Origin of the sequence: Nocardia sp. NPDC003269, from assembly GCF_042888005.1 — a bacterium.
Taxonomy (GTDB): domain Bacteria; phylum Actinomycetota; class Actinomycetes; order Mycobacteriales; family Mycobacteriaceae; genus Nocardia.
Genome location: NZ_JBIAPA010000003.1, coordinates 902007 through 917017, shown reverse-complemented (window position 1 = coordinate 917017; position 15011 = coordinate 902007). Strand labels below are relative to the sequence as shown.

The following is a 15011-nucleotide window of genomic DNA, read 5'->3' as shown; positions in this document are numbered from 1 at the left end:
CTAAGGGCTGCTTCGCGTGGCGATGGCCTGCTGGGCGCGGTCGAGCACCGAGGCCAGACCCCACTCGAAGTTGTGGTCGTCGGGTGCGCCGGAGCGGCGTCCCTCCGCCATGGCCGCGGCGAGCAGCGGTGTCGTTTCGGGCTCGATCCGGATCACGTCGTAGTACGCGGCGGCCTCGCTGCCCAGCTCCTGGTTCTTGTCGTGCAGGCGCTGGAGCACCACCGATCCCTGGACGTGCAGGTTGACCGCCGAATAGACGGTGAACGCGTCGTCGAGCGACAACCCGGCGCTGACCAGGTTCGCCACGGTCCGCTCCACCTGTTCGGCGCCGAGTCGCGCCGCGTGCTGGCTCAGCGCCGAGCGGATCAGGACCAGGTCGCACAGGATCGGGTTGTCGAGAAAGGTGCGGCGCATGATCCGCGCGTGCCGGGCCAGCGAATCCCGCCAATTGTGCGGCTCGACCGAGGGAAAGGGCACCGCGTACAGGTAGCGGCGCAGCGCGCGGTCGGTCATCGCGTTGAGCAGATCGTCCTTCTTGCGGAAGTACCAGTAGATGCTGGTCACCCCGACATCGAGGTGTTTGCCCAGCAGCGGCATGCTCAGGCCGTCGACGGTGACCTGCTCGGCCAGTTCGAACGCGCCGTCGATGATGTCCTCCGGATTGAGGGAGCCACGTTCGCGCCTGCGTCGCGGTGCGCTTCCCTGACGGCCGCTCACGCGGTGACTTCCGGGGCGCGGGTGTAGCGCGGTTCGCGCTTCTCCGCGTAGGCGGCGAAGGCCTCGAGCACGTCCGGTCCCGCGAGATTGGCGCTCGCCGCCGACGCTTCGGCGTCGAGGGCTTCCAGCAGGGTTCGACCGGTACCCGTGTTGAGCAGGTCCTTGGTCTGCCGGAGCGCCAACGGCGGACCGGCGGCGAGGCGCTGGGCCAACTCGGTCGCGACGCCGTCGATCGTGTCTGCGGTGTGCAGCCAGGTGACCAAGCCCAGTTCGAGGGCTTGCGTTCCGTCGATCATCTCCGCCAGCAAGGCGAGGCGTTTGGCCTGCTGGAGGCCGACCAGTCGGGGCAGCAGCCAGGAGCCACCACAGTCCAGCGACAGCGCCCGGCGGGCGAAGATCTGGCAGAACCGCGTCTCCGGTGTCGCGATCACGAGATCGCAGGCCAGCGCGAGGTTCCAGCCCGCGCCGACGGCGACGCCGCGAACCTTGGCCAGGGTCGGCACCGGCAGTTCGTGCAGCAGGCGCACGGTGTCGTTGATGGTCGCGAGTTCCGCGCGGGGATCGGGGAATTCGTCCATGCCCTCGGCATCGGCGATATCGGCACCGGCACAGAATGTTTCGCCGGAGCCGGTGAGGACCACGGCGCGGACCGTGTCGTCTCCGGCGATGTCGCTCAGCGCTGCCCGCAGCGCGTGCCACAGCGGGAAGCTGATCGCGTTCTTGCGGTGCGGGCGGTTCAGCGTCAGAGTGCACACCCCGTCGGTCTGTTCGATGAGCAAGGTGGGTTCTGCGGTCACTGGATCGTCCTTTCGTCGTTGTTCCCGGCGGGCCCGAGCGCGCCCCGGCTGCGGAACTCCTCGATCTCGTCCGGCGTGAAACCCGCTCTTACCAGCACGGATTCGGTGTGCTCACCCAGTGCGGGTACCGCGCCCATCGGCGGCTCGAAGCCGGTGATGACCGGTGGTGGCAGCAGTGCGGTCACCGGACCCGCCGGGGTCGGGACGGCGCGCCAGCGTCGGCGTGCGGCCAGGTGCGGATGCGTGAGGACCTCGCCGGGCGTCCGGAACCGGGAATTGCCGATACCGGCCGCATCCGCCCGCTCCTGCACGGCGTCGGCCTCGTGGCGGCCGCACCAGCGGGCGATCTCCCGGTCGAGTTCGTCGCGCAGCCGCACCCGGTCGGCATTGGTGGCGTACCGGAGGTCGGCGGCGAGGTCCGGACGGTCGATCAGGTCGCGGGACAGGCGCTGCCATTCGCGGTCGTTGGTGGTGCCGAGGACGACTGTCGCGCCGTCGGCGGTGCGGTACGCGCCGTAGGGGGCGACCGCGGGCGAACTCATGCCCAACGGCTGCTGGTCGACCCCGGTGTGGCGGGTGTAGGTCAGGTGGTAGCCCATCAGCTCGGCCGCGGTGTCGAACAGGCTCACCGACGCGCTGGCGGGCTCGGCGGATCGACCGGCGGGAGCACGTTTGGCGTAGAGGAGCGCCAGGATCGTGAGCGCGGCGTACAAGCCGGAACTCACATCGGCGATGGGCGGTCCGGGCTTCGCCGGCGCGTCCGCTGTGCCGGTGACCGCGCAGGTGCCCGACTCGGCCTGGATGAGCAGGTCGTAGGCCCGTTTGTGCGACAGTGGGCCGCCCGCGCCGTAGCCGTCGATCTCCATCACCACGAGTTCCGGGAACTCCGCCGTCAGCCGCTCGGCCGACAGCCCGAGGGTGGCCGCCGCGCCCGGTGCGAGGTTGGACACGAAGACATCGGCGGTCTCGAGGATCCGCCGCAGGATCGCGCGGCCGTCGGGATCCTTGAGATCCAGCGCGACTGATTCCTTGCCCCGATTCGCCCAGACGAAGTGCGCGGCGAGGCCGTGGACGACATCGTCGTAGTGCCGGGCGAAGTCGCCGCCGGCCGGATTCTCGATCTTGATCACCTGGGCGCCGAAGTCGGCGAGGACGCGCGTGCACATCGGCGCCGACACCGCCTGCTCCAGCGCGACCACGGTGAGCCCGGACAGCGGTCCTTGCGGTCCTGCCTCGTCGGAAATCTGCACAGCTGACCTCGTTTGCGTCGATGGGCCGGTGACATCGGCCGCGAAGGTATCTACTGTAACGTATACAGTAGTAAGAACCGCACGGGCTACTGTCGTCTGGTGTCCGTGTGGCGTCACGGCGGCGCGAGGATCGGTGAGGCAGAGGTTGTCAGTGATGAAGTATGTTCTGGAGTACCCCGGTGAGCGTCCCGGTGCCGCGGAGGAATTCCTGCATCCCGCGGTGATTCGCGAACTCACGGTCGCGGCCGAGGAGTGCGGATTCGCCGCGGTGGCGCTGAGCGAGCACCCCGCGCCGTCGCTGAAATGGCGGCACAGCGGTGGGCACAACACGCTGGACCCGATCGCGGCGCTGAGCTACATCGCCGGCGTGACCTCGCGGATCCGGCTGCTCACCAACCTGTACGTGCTCCCTTTCCGCAACCCGTATCTCGCGGCCAAGGCGCTGGGAAGCCTGGACGTCGTCTCCGGCGGCCGGCTGATCGCCGGTGTCGGAGCCGGATACCTGCGCGCGGAGTTCGCCGCGCTCGGCATCGATCACGCACGGCGGGGCCGCCTGCTCGACGAGTCGCTCGAGGCGATGTGCCGGATCTGGTCCGACCCCGGATCTCCGGTCGCCGGAGAAGGTTTCGGCGCGCCGGGACCGGTGTGGCTCCAGCGCCCGGTCCAGCGGCCCCATCCGCCGCTGTGGATCGGGGGCAACGGCGCCGCCGCCCGGCGCAGGGTCATCCGGCACGGTGCCGGGTGGATGCCCATCATCGCGGATCGAGGGATGGCCGCGGCGATGCGCACGACCGCGATCGAGAATGCCGAGGAGTTCAGCGAGGGCGTCGACGGTTTGCGTCGCGAACTGGCCGCCGCCGGACGTGATCCGGACTCCGTCGACATCCAGATCGTCTGCCCGGTGATCGATTTCGCCGACGGCTCCTCGGTGCGGACCGGGATAGATGTCCTGGAGGACCTCGGGAAGCGCGGCGCCACCTGGGCCGTCGTGCATGCCGACAGCACGAGTCCCGATGCCGCGGCCCGGTCGATCCGGGCGTTCGCGGACTCGGTGATCGCGCGGTAGACGCGCCATGGAAATCGTCACAGCGAACCGAAGATGGAGTGTGTCATGACCGCACAGGTGCCAGCCGAGCTCGCGGACCTTCTCCGGCGGCCGATCGTCGGTGTTCTCGGAACGGTCGCGCCGCACGGTGCTCCGGATCTGTCGCCGATGCGGTTCAAATGGGACGGTGCGCATCTGCGGATGAGCCACACCATTCCGCGTCGTAAATTCACCAGCCTGCAAGCGAATCCGAACTACTCGTTCCTGATCACGGATCCGGATGCTCCGTCGCGATGCCTGGAAACCCGGGGGTGGCTGGTCACGGTGCTCGGGGACGAGAAGGGCGAGTTCTACCAGGAGCTGAACGAACTCTACGGTGACGCCGGAGGCGGACTGCCCGACGACGTCTACGACCGTGTCGTGCTGATTCTCGACGTCACCAGGTTCGTGGCCAAGTAACACGGCCGCCCGTCCCAGCACTGTTGTTGCGGTGCTGGGACGGGCGGCGCCGATGCGGTGGGTCCGCTGGGTCAGTCCAGCGTGACCTTCGCGCCGATCAGCTCGAGTGCGTTGTCCCGCATCACCTTTCGGGTGTCCTCGTAGGAGAACTCCGGGAACTGCGGGATGTCGGCGGTGAAGGTGGTCGGATCGGCGAGACCCTCGCCGTGCGGCCAGTCGGAGCCGAACAGGATCTTGTCGACGCCGATCGTCTCGGCCAGCAGCTTCACGTCGTCCTCGTAGTAGGGGGCGATCCAGACATGGTTCTTCAGCTGCTCGACCGGGTCCTCCGTGAAGTGGTACGGCGCGGTGTTCGCCGCCTTCTTGAGGCGCTTGATCAGGCGATGGACGAAGTATGAGCCGTTCTCGATGCTCGCGACCTTGAGCTTCGGGTGCCGGGTGAAGACCTGGTGGACGATCATCGAGGCGATGGTGTCGTGGATCGCGCGGTCGTCCAGGAGGATCTGATCCAGCGGATCCTTCTTGCCGAACCCCTCGAATTGGGCCTTGCCACCCCACAGCGCGTTGATCGCGAGGTACCCACTGTCGGACAGATGGAAGCCGACAGGCACCCCGGCCTCGGCCAAGCGGGCCCACACCGCGTCGTGCAGCGGGTCGCCCAGCGATCGGGGGTGCGTGACGCCGGGCACCGGCGCCGGGCGGACCAGGACCATCTTGGCACCCCGGCTCAGCACGAACTCGACCTCTTCGACCGCGGCCACCGGGTCGGCGAGCGAAATGATCGGCGCGGCGATGATCCGATGGTCGGGCCGGTCGAATCCCCAATCCTCGTCGAGCCACAGATTGAAGGCGTGCAGGGAGGCCATTGTCGCGGGGATGTCGTGCTTGAGGGCTTCCTCGACCCCGCAGGCGAAGGTGGGCAGCATGAAAACGGTTTCGAGCTTCTGCCTGTCCAGGACCGGTACACGCGCGTCGCGCTGCTGGTATTCCGGGTGGTCGGCCAGGCGATCGACTTTCATCAACGAGGCGGGATCGACGCCGTCCGGGATCTCACCGCGGAACAGCAGATCGAGGCAGCCGGGTTCGATGATGGGGTCGAACGTCGGGTTGGGGACGAAGTGATTGACCTTCCCGCCCATGATCGCGAGGGTGCGCTTGCCGTCCTGGACCATCTGCACTCCGCGCTGCCGGAATTCCTTGGGCAGGTGGCGGGTGAACGCGTCCAATGATTCGTAGTAGTGGTTGTCGACGTCGATGGCCAGATAGTCCAGCGTTGTCATTCCCTGTCCCTTCGTTACGGATACCGCCGTCGAGGCCTCGTGGCAGACCGTCGGAGACGCTGCGGTGGGTCATACTGTATCGCTTCCAGTATTGCATTTGGAACATCGGATGACGAGGTTTCCGGACCAGGCCGGGCGGGCGGTGATCGCTACTCGTGGTGATCCGGGGTCGCGTGATGGTGGTTCGGCGGCGGCGTGAGATCGTCGACCACCACCAGATTCCCGCCGGATCGTTTGGCCCGGTACATCGCCGCGTCAGCGGATTGCAGCAGTCGGTCCGGAGTCGGGCTCGGGCACTGTGCGCACAGCGTCGCGTCGAAGACGGCCACGCCGACGCTCGCGGTGACCACCACACCGGCCGCCGGCGGTTCGGCGACCACTCGGCACAACCGCTCGGCCTCGATTCGAGCGGCCGCTGCGGCGATCGGGGCGGCCACTACGAATTCCTCTCCGCCGGTGCGTGCCACCACCGCCAGCGCACCGGCGGCGTCGCGCAAGCGGCGCGCGGTTCGTTCCAGGACGGTGTCGCCGATGCCGTGTCCCCAGGTGTCGTTGACGTTCTTGAACCGGTCGAGGTCGAAACAGATGACACAGATCGCGGGATTGCGGTCCATCAGTTGCGGCAGCCGGTTCTCCAGACCTCGGCGGTTGAGCAGTTCGGTCAGTGGGTCCGACAGCGACTCGGAGCGTAGTAGCCAGTAGAGGAGCTGGTATGCGGGCATCGCGCCGGCCACCGACGCGAGGAGGAGTGCGACCGCGACCGCCAGGTGGACATCGCCGCCGCCGGTGGCGATGCGCACCGACAACACCAGTACCGACAGCACCGACCAGGCCGAGTGCACGGCCAGCGCCCGCGCACTGTGGAAGAAGCTCAGGTAGCTGCCGGTGACCAGGAGCAGAACCGTGCCCATCGCCCCGAACAGCCGATCCTGCAACTGCAGGAATTCGACCGTGAACAGCACGTCGGCACAGGCGATCAACAACAGCGACTCGGTCCGGTTCGGCCACGGCAGCAGCCACCAGCGCACCGCCCACAGCGTCCCGGACAGCACGCCGATCGTCGAGGCGATACCGGGATCGCCGGGCGGACCTACCGGGGTTCCCGCGATCACCGCGCCCATCACCGCGATTGCCGCTCCAGCCCCGCCGATCAGCACTTTGAGCGGCCCCAGAGCCGACCGAGCCGCCAGGGTGCAGACCAGCCATCGGTAGTCGACCGGGTCCTTCCACCAGGCGCGCAGCATGCCGCCGCCCGTCATCGCCCCACCCTCGGTCCCCGACCGCGTTGCCGACTGTCGCTCGCGCCGTTTGGGAGAAGTCCGGAAATCCCACCAGCTCATCGGCAGTAGTCTAGGCCGCACCGATTCATGCCCGACCCGTGCGTGTGTGTCGCGGCCCACAGTCGACGTCTTCACTGCGTGCCCAGCCGATTGCGCAGCCTCACTACGCGACTGTGAATCCTGCCGAGCGGGGCCGATCGGCTTAGTTGGGTGGCTCTGGAAGATCGTCGAGTGCACAGAGCGCCCGACGCGCGGCGGTACTCACCCGGGGCGTCGAGTCCTCGATCAAACGACGCAGAACTGGCTTTGCTTCAGTCAGGCCGTGCTTACCGATCACCTTGGCCACCCATTCGCGAACCCGCCAGTGCTCGTCTTCTGCGGCCTCGGCCAAGTACGGAAATGCCTCGTCTCCCCATACCCAGAACAAGCCGCGGCCGGCCCAGACGCGTAGCCAGTACCGTTGGTGGGCCGGCATGCCGCGGTCGATCAAGTCCTGCCCCAGGGGACCACCAAGTGCGACAACGAGACCGATGTCGGAGTCGTCGCCGTCCAGCATTCGACTGCAGCCCTCGACGAAGGCGGTTCGCCCACGGCGCCGGCACTCGCGCTCGATGCTTTGTCGAGGGGTCGACTGCCATATCCGGGTCGGCATCGACTCAGTATCACCGGCGCCGCCGCGCATCGCCACCGCGCTTTCCGGCAGCCCGATGACGTGGTCGCCCTGCGCTGCTGCCAGGCGGATATCGCAGGCCGGTGCGAAGACGCAGCCGACAGGAAGCTGGGCATGAGCTGCCCCTGGTTGATGCTGCTGCTCATGCCGCCCGCTGAACATAAGAAATGGAAGTACTACAAGACAGTTTAGAAGTATATGGTGGTGAAAATGTGAGTTTCCGCTGGTACGGTGGGTTGGTGACCAGGCGGAGCTACAACCAGTACTGCGGTTTGGCGAGCGCGCTCGACATTGTCGGCGAGCGCTGGAGTCTGCTGGTGGTGCGCGAGTTGATGTCCGGCCCCAAGCGCTACTCGGATCTGGCCGCGGCGCTGGTCGGCATCGGCACCAGCATGCTCGCCTCCCGGATGCGGTATCTCGAGGCGGATGGGATCGTCGCCCGCCGTCATCTGCCGCCGCCCGCGGCGTCGCTGGTGTACGAACTGACGCCCGCGGGCCGGGAACTCGCCGAGGCGATGACGCCGCTGGCCATGTGGGGGGTGCGTCACCGTCTCGGCACGCCCCGGTTGCCGGAACAGGCCTTGCGGGCGGAGTGGAGTCTGGTCTTTCTCGCCGAAATGATGGACCGTGACGCGCTCGCCGGCGTGCGCGCGACCATCGAATTCCGGGTCGACGAGTCGATCGCGCAGATGCGGCTGGCCGATGGGCAGGTCGAGGTCCGGCCGGGTGCGGCGATCGGTGAGGCGGACGCGGTGGTGACGACGGACGTCGTGACACTGGCGGCGATCGGGGCCGCGCGGCTCTCCGCCGTCGACGCGATCGCCGCGGAACGCGTAGTCCTGGCCGGTGATCCGTCGGTGCTGCAGGTGCTGCTGGCGGCGTTGCCGTCCGCCCTGGTCTACGGGGAGGCGGGCGGCGACGGTTCCGCTGCCGCCCCCGAGGGCGAGCAGTGACGCTTCTAATTTAGTTCTTGAGTACTTCTAAAACTTATGTGATCGTGAAGGGGTCGGGTTGTCGAGGATCTAGGAGGGGATGATGGGCGTTATGAACGGCCTCGCGTGGGGACGGATCGCGCTGGGTGTCGTGTCGCTGGTGGCACCGCGCAGGTTGGCCGGTGCGTTCGGCGTCGCCGGCACACCGGAATCGGAGTACCTGACCAGGGTCTACGGTGCCCGCGCGATCGCGATGGGCAGCAACTATCTCGTCGGTACGGCGGCGGATCGTCGGCGCTGGCATCGCCTCGGCTTGGCGATCGACACGTCCGACACCATCGCCGGCGCCGTCCAGGTCTGGCGCGGTGGTGTCCCCGTGCGCGCGTCGATCGGGTTCCTCGCGCTCACCGGCGGTTACGCCGCGGCGGGTGCCTACGCGCTGAGTCGTGCGGGCGCGCCGGCCGGATCTCCGGGCTGACGGACGGTTCCCGGTCGACGAGCTCGCCCGGGAACCACCGACTACGGTGCAGGCAGGAGCTCGTCGCCGTAGATCTCGAGGCAGCGCAGGGCCAGTTCGATATGGACCCGGCGGTGCTCGATCTGGTGACCCATGCGACGCTCGGCCTGGTGGAGCCGGTAGCGGATGGTGTTCGCGTGCACGCCGAGCAGGTCCGCCGTCGCCGCGATACTGCCTCCGGCGTAGAGGAATTCGCGCACCGTATCGCGAAGTCGGGCGACCGGCTCGCTGCGCTCGGTGAGTTCGCCGAGTTCGCGCTCGACGAGCGCGCGCACGGCATCGATGTTCCCGTCGCCGGTGAGCAGGCACACCAGGTCGACGTCCTGGTAGGCGGTCACGGTGGCGGCGTGCGAGGCCGTGGTCGCGATCCGCTGTGCGGCACGTGCTTCCAGATGGCTGCGGCGGAAGCCGTCTACGCCGGGACTCGGAATGCCGACCGCGACATGGGTGTACGTGGTCGGCGGCGACGGGAGGTGACCGGTCTCCGGGCGGTGCGGTGTCCCCACCCAGGCCCACATGCCGTGGGTGCCGCTGCTGATCAGCAGTGGCGGTGGTGCGCCGAGCCAGTCGGCGATGTGCGTCGCGTGTTCGCGAAGCAGGTGCGTTGCCTGCCGGGCGGGCACCTCACCGTCGGTCCAGAGCACGAGCGCTGTCTGGAAATCGTCCATCGGGTGACCGAGATCGTCGGGCGAGTCGGCGGTCGGCGCCGGCTCGCCGTGCAGGATGGCCTGGACGGTCGCGGTGCGGTGGGCATCGGAGTCGTGGATGCGGTGCTCGCGCTCGTTCAGGTACGCGGCGACGATGTCGTCGAGACAGCTGTCGAGCCACAGCGTGCTGCGTTCCCAGAAGGTGACCAGTACGACCCCGCGCAGCTCGGAATCGGGAATCTGCTCGTTCAGTACGTGAGTGATGTACCGCCACAACCCGCGCTGGGCGGCACGATATGTCTTGAGCAGGATGTCCACGCCGTAGCCGCGGCGCGCCACTGTCCGCGCGCCGTCCACGGCCTCGGTGGGCGGCCGTGCCTCGAACCGGGTGTGCCCGACGACGGTGAGGAAGCTCAGCCAGTGCGCCCGGGTGGCCGCCCTGACCTCCCTGCGGAGTTCGGCGTCGGCGAGGAAGTGCGGAAACGTCTCCTGGATCGCGGAATCGACGGTGGACAGGATCGTCTCGCTCGCGGGCTCGGACCGCATCCGCAATGCGAACCCGGTCAGCCAATCGAGGGCTGTCGCCTGGTCCGCGACGGCGGCGCGGATCGGTTCCGGCGCGCGGGGGCGAGCTGTCCTCACTGCGCCGCGGCGTGGTCGAGCCGAGGCGCCTGTCCGGTGGGGGTGGTTGTGCTGTCGGAAGTAGCGGATGCCGGCATCACTGCACCATAGCCCAACCGGACTCGACTGTCCGGATGTTTGGGATTCTCACAGTTCCGGGCACGCGGTATTGTGCGGGCGCATCAGTCGCGCGACCACATTTGGAGGGGAAAACAACTTCACGACGCACGGTTGGTGCTGCCGTACTTCGCTGCTACATTCGAAACGGTCGATGTCGAGTGGAAGTGGGAGGCCCTGGGCTCCCGTCGTTTCTCGGAAATCGGGAGATGGTGAATTCGACACCTGTTTCCGCGGCGATAGGCAAAGGCGGGAAACCGTCGATGCGCTTTTCGGTATGACCGCGCGGGAGAAGTCGATCGGCGCGGTCTGTCGCCCGGTGCGCGTGCTGTGCGCGTGCGCCGCCCGGCTGACGATTCGCGACCGGGCGGGGCTCGCCTGTGGGTAGCGTTGTCCGGATGAGCTCGCCACGTCGTGTCAACAGGGGGCCTGCCGCCGCCGCCGGGAATCGGGTCGCCCTCCTCGCCGCGGCGAAGACCACCTTCGCCGAACACGGCCTCGACGCGCCGCTGAACCTGATCGCGCGCACGGCGGGAGTCGGGCAGGGCAGCCTGTACCGGCATTTTCCGACTCGTGAGGCGATCATTCTCGCCGTTTTCGACGAGAACCTCGCCCAGTTGGAGGCGATGGTCGCGAAGACCGACTCGACGCTCGACGAGCTGCTGGCGGAGATCTTCGACCAGATCGTCGAGGTGGCGGTCTTGTTCGACCTGTTCCGTCTCGCCGACAGCAGCGACCCGCGGCTGGTGGAGATCATCGCCCGCCTCTACGCCCTGCTCGACGAGAAGCTCGCCGACGACAGCCGGCGGGGCAGCGTCCGCCGCGGGGTCACGGCGGAGGAGATCTTCCTGGCCGTGGGAATGCTGGGCGCACTGCTGAACAAGACGCCGGAACAGGACCGGGTGGTGGTGGCGGGCAAGTGCTGGGGACTGCTGTTGCGCGCGCTGTGTGAGTGAAAACCGGCACACTTGACGCCGTCGGGTGGTCCCGTTCACAATATGCCTCGGCAACCGGATATTCATGTCCGGTTGTGGTCGGGGGACGCGCCGGTGAAATCACCGGCGCGTCGGCGGCGACAATTTCGCGCATTGCGCCGATTCCGCACTCGGCCCGGTCGAAATGACGACCGGACATGGTCCGGTGTCAGGTAGCAGATTGCAGGGGAATTCTTGAAGAAAGCACGTACAGTCGCCCCGATGACGTCGGCGATTGCTGCGCTCGCGGTGGCATGCGCCTCGGCGACAGTGTTCGCGCCGCCTGCCCACGCGGTGTCGGACTCGTTCTACAGCTACCGCGGGGAGACGTCGCTGGCCGATGTCGAGCCCGGCACCGTCCTCGACACCAGGACCACGACCTATCACCTCATCGGCATACCCACGCCGATCACCGCGGTGCAGCTGCTGTATCGGACGACGGATGCCCAGTATCGGCCCAGCGCCAACGTCACCTCGATCCTGCTCCCGCCCGGCGGTGTTGATCCGGCGCGGGCGGTCGCCTACCAATCCTTCTACGATTCGCTCGATCCGGAGCACGGTCCCTCGCGATCGATCGCCGGCGACGTCAGCTTCGGCGGCATGGTGCTCACCTCCGAGGCCACGGTGATCGCCGACATCCTCGCCCGCGGCTACACGGTGATCATCGCCGATACCGAAGGGCAGCAGGCGAATTTCGCGGCGGGGCCCGAATACGGGATGAACACCCTCGATTCCCTCCGCGCGGCCGTGCGCTCGGCCGAGACCGGACTCACCGCGCAGACGCGCATCGGTCTGGTCGGCTACTCCGGCGGCGCGATCGCGACCGACTGGGCCGCGGCGCTGGCGCCGGACTACGCGCCGGAGGTGAACGCGAAGCTGGTCGGGGCGACCCAGGGCGGTCTGCTGGTGAATCCGGCGCACAACCTGCGCTACGTCAGCGGCAGTCTCGGCTGGTCCGGTGTCGCCGCCATGGCGATCATCGGTGTCGCGCGGTCCTACGACATCGACTTCACGCCCTATCTGAGTGACTACGGCACCCGGGTGGTCGCCGCACTGCGCGACGCCTCGATCGGCAATGTGATCTTCCAATACCCCGGCCTGACCTGGCAGCAGCTGGTCAAGCCCGAGTACGCCGACCCGAATTCCGTTGTGCCGCTGGTCGAAGCGGTCGACAGGGTCAACCTCGGCTACGCGCCGACGCCGACCATCCCGCTGTACATCGCCCAGGGCGCCAACGGGAATCTGGAAGGCACCGACGGCGGCAAACCTACCGTCGGCGCCGGTGACGGTGTCATGGTCGCCGGCGACGTCCGCAGTCTCGCCCGCAAGTACTGCGCGGACGGTAACCCCTACGTCGAGTACCGGCAGTACGACGAACTGAGCCACATTCCGACCCTCGCGGCATGGAGCGTCGGTGCGATCTCGTGGATCGACGCGCGCTTCGCGGGCCTGCCCGCGGGCTCTAGCTGTGGTTCCATTCCCGAGGGCAATCCGCTCACCTCGGACCTGTGACGGTCGGGGCCGCCGGTCGGGTGAGACCGGCGGCCCCGATCCTCAGACCGACACGGTGGTGTCGGCGCGCCGAGCGGGATCGATCGCGGCGGCGCGGGCCAGCGTCGCCCGCGCCATCTTGATGTGCGCGGCGTCGACGAGCACGCCGTCGACGCCGACGGCGCCGCGTCCAGCCGCCTCCGCCTCCCGGTAGGCGGCGATATTGCGTTCTGCCAGCGCGATTTCCGCCGCGGTGGGGGAGTAGGCGGCATTGGCGATCGGCACCTGGCTCGGGTGGATCGCCCATTTCCCGGTGTAGCCGAGCAGTGAGGCCCGCTGGGCGTCGCGCTCGTAGCCGGCGAGGTTGCCGTAGTCGGGGAACGGCGCGTCGATCGCGTCGATACCCGCGATGCGGGCCGCGACCAGCACCTTGTTGCGGGCGTAGTGCCAGAAGTCGCCGGGGTAGTCGCCGAGCGGTTCGAAATTCGTGTCCACCCGGGCGCCCTGGGACAGCGAGAAGTCTCCGACCCCGAAGATCAGGGCGTCCACCCGGGGACTGGCGACGGCGATCGCCTCGGCGTTGGCCAGTCCCTCGACCTCTTCGATCAGCACCTCGAGCCGGATCTCGCGCTCGAGCCCGAGTTTGTCCTCGAGCTGGGTCAGCAGCACGTCGACCCACCACACATCGCGGGCGGTGCGCGCCTTGGGCACGACGATGGTGTGCAGGTGGGCGCCGGCGCGGCTGACCACTTCGATGATGTCGTCGTGGCACCAGCGGGTGTCGAGGGCGTTGATCCGGATCGCGGGAACCGTACGGCCCCAATCCAGGTCGGTCAGTGCCGAGATCGCCTTCTCCCGGGACTGCTCCTTGAGTGCTTCCGGGGTCGCGTCCTCGAGATCGAGGAATACCAGGTCCGCGCCGCTGGCCAGGGCCTTGGCGAACATGTGGTCGTTGCAGGCGGGCAAAGCGAGTTCGGAGCGCCGGATCAGCAAGGTCATCGTGGAATCCTTTGTCGTGGGGAAAGACTCACAGCACGCCGCGGCGGTGCAGGTCGTCGATGGTCGCGGCGTCGAGGCCGAGCAGCTCGCCGTAGACCTCGGCGTTGTGCTCGCCCAGCCGGGGCCCGAGGTGGGATACCCGGCCCTGCGCCGCGGAGAAGCGCGGCACCGGCGCCTGCACGGTCACGGTGCCGAGTTCGTCGTCGGCGACGGGCACGAACACCTCGCGGTGGCGCATCTGCTCGTCGCGGACGAGATCGGTGATGTCGTAGACGGGGGCCGCGGCCACCTGTTCGGCGTCGAAGACGCGCATGGCTTCGTCGAGGGTCTGACGCGAAACCCATTCCGCCACCACCTCGTCCACTTCGCGGGCTCGGGCGAGGCGGCGCTGTGGATCACCGAAGTCCGCATCGTCGACCAGATCGGCACGGCCGATCGCGTGGAACACCCGCAGGGCCAGCGCGGGCGAGCTGCCCGACATCGCCAGCCACTTGCCGTCGGCGGTGCGATAGGTGTTGCGTGGTGCGGAGATATCCCACCGGTTGCCCGCGCGCTGGGCCACGGTGCCGAGCTGGTCGTAGCTGAGCAGTGTCTGTTCCAGCAGCCGGGTGAGCGGGTCGACCAGGTTGATATCGATCAGCTGGCCGGGACCGCCGTGCACATCGCGGTGGTAGAGCGCCATGAGGACGGCATAGGCGGCGTTGAGCGAGGCGACGCCGTCGGCCAACATGAACGGCGGCAGCGTCGGTGGGCCCTGCGCCTCGCCGGTGATGTGGGCGAAGCCGCTCATCGCCTCGCCCAGCGTGCCGAAGCCGGGACGTTCACTCTTGGGGCCGGTCAACCCGAAGCCGGTGATGTGCAGCATCACCATGCGTTCGTTGACCGCACGCAGACTCGCGTAGTCCAGGCCCCACGTGCGCAGGGTCTGCGGCCGGGTGTTGGTGACCACGACGTCGGCGGTCGCGACCAGCTTGCGCAGCAACTCCTGACCTTCGGCGACGCGCAGGTCCAAGGTGATCGAACGTTTGTTGCGCGACACCGACTTCCACATCAGCCCGACGTCGTTGCGCTGTGCGCCCCACGTCCGGATCGGGTCACCGCCGGTGGGTTGCTCGATCTTGATCACCTCGGCGCCGAATTCGCCGAGGTAGGTGGCGGCCAGTGGCGCCGCCGCGAGCGTGGCGAGATCGAGCACCCGCACGCCGTCGAGCATGG

At 68.1% G+C, this 15011-nt stretch carries 15 protein-coding genes; 6 read left to right on the top strand and 9 right to left on the bottom strand.

Annotated features, from left to right (window positions below):
• From ACFYWJ_RS24205 to ACFYWJ_RS24195, 3 genes are read right to left on the bottom strand one after another with little or no spacing between them, the layout of a single operon-like run.
• On the bottom strand, nucleotides 1-717 hold the full coding sequence (locus ACFYWJ_RS24205; protein WP_355278249.1) for a TetR/AcrR family transcriptional regulator C-terminal domain-containing protein: 717 nt from the start codon (nucleotides 715-717) through the stop codon (nucleotides 1-3).
• Nucleotides 714-1514, bottom strand: a complete 801-nt coding sequence (locus tag ACFYWJ_RS24200; RefSeq protein WP_355278247.1) for an enoyl-CoA hydratase-related protein — start codon at nucleotides 1512-1514, stop codon at nucleotides 714-716. The genes ACFYWJ_RS24205 and ACFYWJ_RS24200 overlap by 4 nt, the downstream gene beginning before the upstream one ends.
• Nucleotides 1511-2764 (bottom strand): CaiB/BaiF CoA-transferase family protein, encoded by a 1254-nt coding sequence (locus ACFYWJ_RS24195; protein ID WP_355278244.1) that lies wholly within the window; start codon nucleotides 2762-2764, stop codon nucleotides 1511-1513. Before ACFYWJ_RS24195 ends, ACFYWJ_RS24200 begins: the two co-directional genes overlap by 4 nt.
• Before the next feature lie 154 nt (nucleotides 2765-2918).
• Here ACFYWJ_RS24195 and ACFYWJ_RS24190 point away from each other — a divergent pair, with 154 nt between their 5' ends.
• Both ACFYWJ_RS24190 and ACFYWJ_RS24185 read left to right on the top strand, forming a co-directional pair.
• The gene (locus ACFYWJ_RS24190; protein WP_355278241.1) at nucleotides 2919-3830 is read left to right on the top strand and encodes a TIGR03619 family F420-dependent LLM class oxidoreductase; all 912 of its coding nucleotides are present in this window, start codon (nucleotides 2919-2921) and stop codon (nucleotides 3828-3830) included.
• Between the two features lie 45 nt (nucleotides 3831-3875).
• The gene (locus ACFYWJ_RS24185) at nucleotides 3876-4268 is read left to right on the top strand and encodes a pyridoxamine 5'-phosphate oxidase family protein (protein ID WP_355278239.1); all 393 of its coding nucleotides are present in this window, start codon (nucleotides 3876-3878) and stop codon (nucleotides 4266-4268) included.
• A 71-nt stretch (nucleotides 4269-4339) separates the two neighbouring features.
• On the opposite strand, the gene ACFYWJ_RS24180 is transcribed toward ACFYWJ_RS24185, so the two are convergent.
• From ACFYWJ_RS24180 to ACFYWJ_RS24170, 3 genes are all read right to left on the bottom strand, one after another.
• Nucleotides 4340-5548 carry an amidohydrolase family protein gene (locus ACFYWJ_RS24180; protein WP_355278236.1) on the bottom strand — a complete coding sequence of 403 codons (1209 nt, stop codon included), beginning with the start codon at nucleotides 5546-5548 and terminating at the stop codon, nucleotides 4340-4342.
• 149 nt (nucleotides 5549-5697) lie between these two features.
• The gene (locus ACFYWJ_RS24175; RefSeq protein ID WP_355278234.1) at nucleotides 5698-6948 is read right to left on the bottom strand and encodes a GGDEF domain-containing protein; all 1251 of its coding nucleotides are present in this window, start codon (nucleotides 6946-6948) and stop codon (nucleotides 5698-5700) included.
• Between the two features lie 82 nt (nucleotides 6949-7030).
• Nucleotides 7031-7660, bottom strand: coding sequence for a HEAT repeat domain-containing protein (locus tag ACFYWJ_RS24170; protein WP_355278231.1), 630 nt, complete (start codon nucleotides 7658-7660; stop codon nucleotides 7031-7033).
• Nucleotides 7661-7737: 77 nt separating this feature from the next.
• Between ACFYWJ_RS24170 and ACFYWJ_RS24165 the strand changes: the two genes are divergently transcribed.
• Together ACFYWJ_RS24165 and ACFYWJ_RS24160 are read left to right on the top strand one after the other, a co-directional pair.
• Nucleotides 7738-8451: a winged helix-turn-helix transcriptional regulator gene (locus ACFYWJ_RS24165; RefSeq protein ID WP_355278229.1), complete on the top strand. Its 714-nt coding sequence runs from the start codon at nucleotides 7738-7740 to the stop codon at nucleotides 8449-8451.
• A gap of 82 nt (nucleotides 8452-8533) precedes the next feature.
• A complete protein-coding gene (locus ACFYWJ_RS24160; RefSeq protein ID WP_355278227.1) occupies nucleotides 8534-8908 on the top strand; it encodes a DUF4267 domain-containing protein in 375 nt (124 codons plus the stop codon).
• Nucleotides 8909-8949: 41 nt separating this feature from the next.
• On the opposite strand, the gene ACFYWJ_RS24155 is transcribed toward ACFYWJ_RS24160, so the two are convergent.
• Entirely contained in the window at nucleotides 8950-10236 is a 1287-nt protein-coding gene (locus tag ACFYWJ_RS24155) for a helix-turn-helix domain-containing protein (protein ID WP_355278224.1), read from the bottom strand.
• A gap of 494 nt (nucleotides 10237-10730) precedes the next feature.
• Here ACFYWJ_RS24155 and ACFYWJ_RS24150 point away from each other — a divergent pair, with 494 nt between their 5' ends.
• On the top strand, nucleotides 10731-11288 hold the full coding sequence (locus ACFYWJ_RS24150; protein ID WP_355278222.1) for a helix-turn-helix domain-containing protein: 558 nt from the start codon (nucleotides 10731-10733) through the stop codon (nucleotides 11286-11288).
• A 240-nt stretch (nucleotides 11289-11528) separates the two neighbouring features.
• The gene (locus ACFYWJ_RS24145) at nucleotides 11529-12818 is read left to right on the top strand and encodes a lipase family protein (protein WP_355278219.1); all 1290 of its coding nucleotides are present in this window, start codon (nucleotides 11529-11531) and stop codon (nucleotides 12816-12818) included.
• A gap of 42 nt (nucleotides 12819-12860) precedes the next feature.
• Here the strand turns inward: ACFYWJ_RS24145 and ACFYWJ_RS24140 are convergent, their stop codons facing one another.
• Together ACFYWJ_RS24140 and ACFYWJ_RS24135 are read right to left on the bottom strand one after the other, a co-directional pair.
• Nucleotides 12861-13796: a CoA ester lyase gene (locus ACFYWJ_RS24140; RefSeq protein ID WP_355278218.1), complete on the bottom strand. Its 936-nt coding sequence runs from the start codon at nucleotides 13794-13796 to the stop codon at nucleotides 12861-12863.
• 28 nt (nucleotides 13797-13824) lie between these two features.
• Nucleotides 13825-15009, bottom strand: coding sequence for a CoA transferase (locus ACFYWJ_RS24135; RefSeq protein WP_355278554.1), 1185 nt, complete (start codon nucleotides 15007-15009; stop codon nucleotides 13825-13827).
• Between the last annotated feature and the right edge of the window lie 2 nt (nucleotides 15010-15011).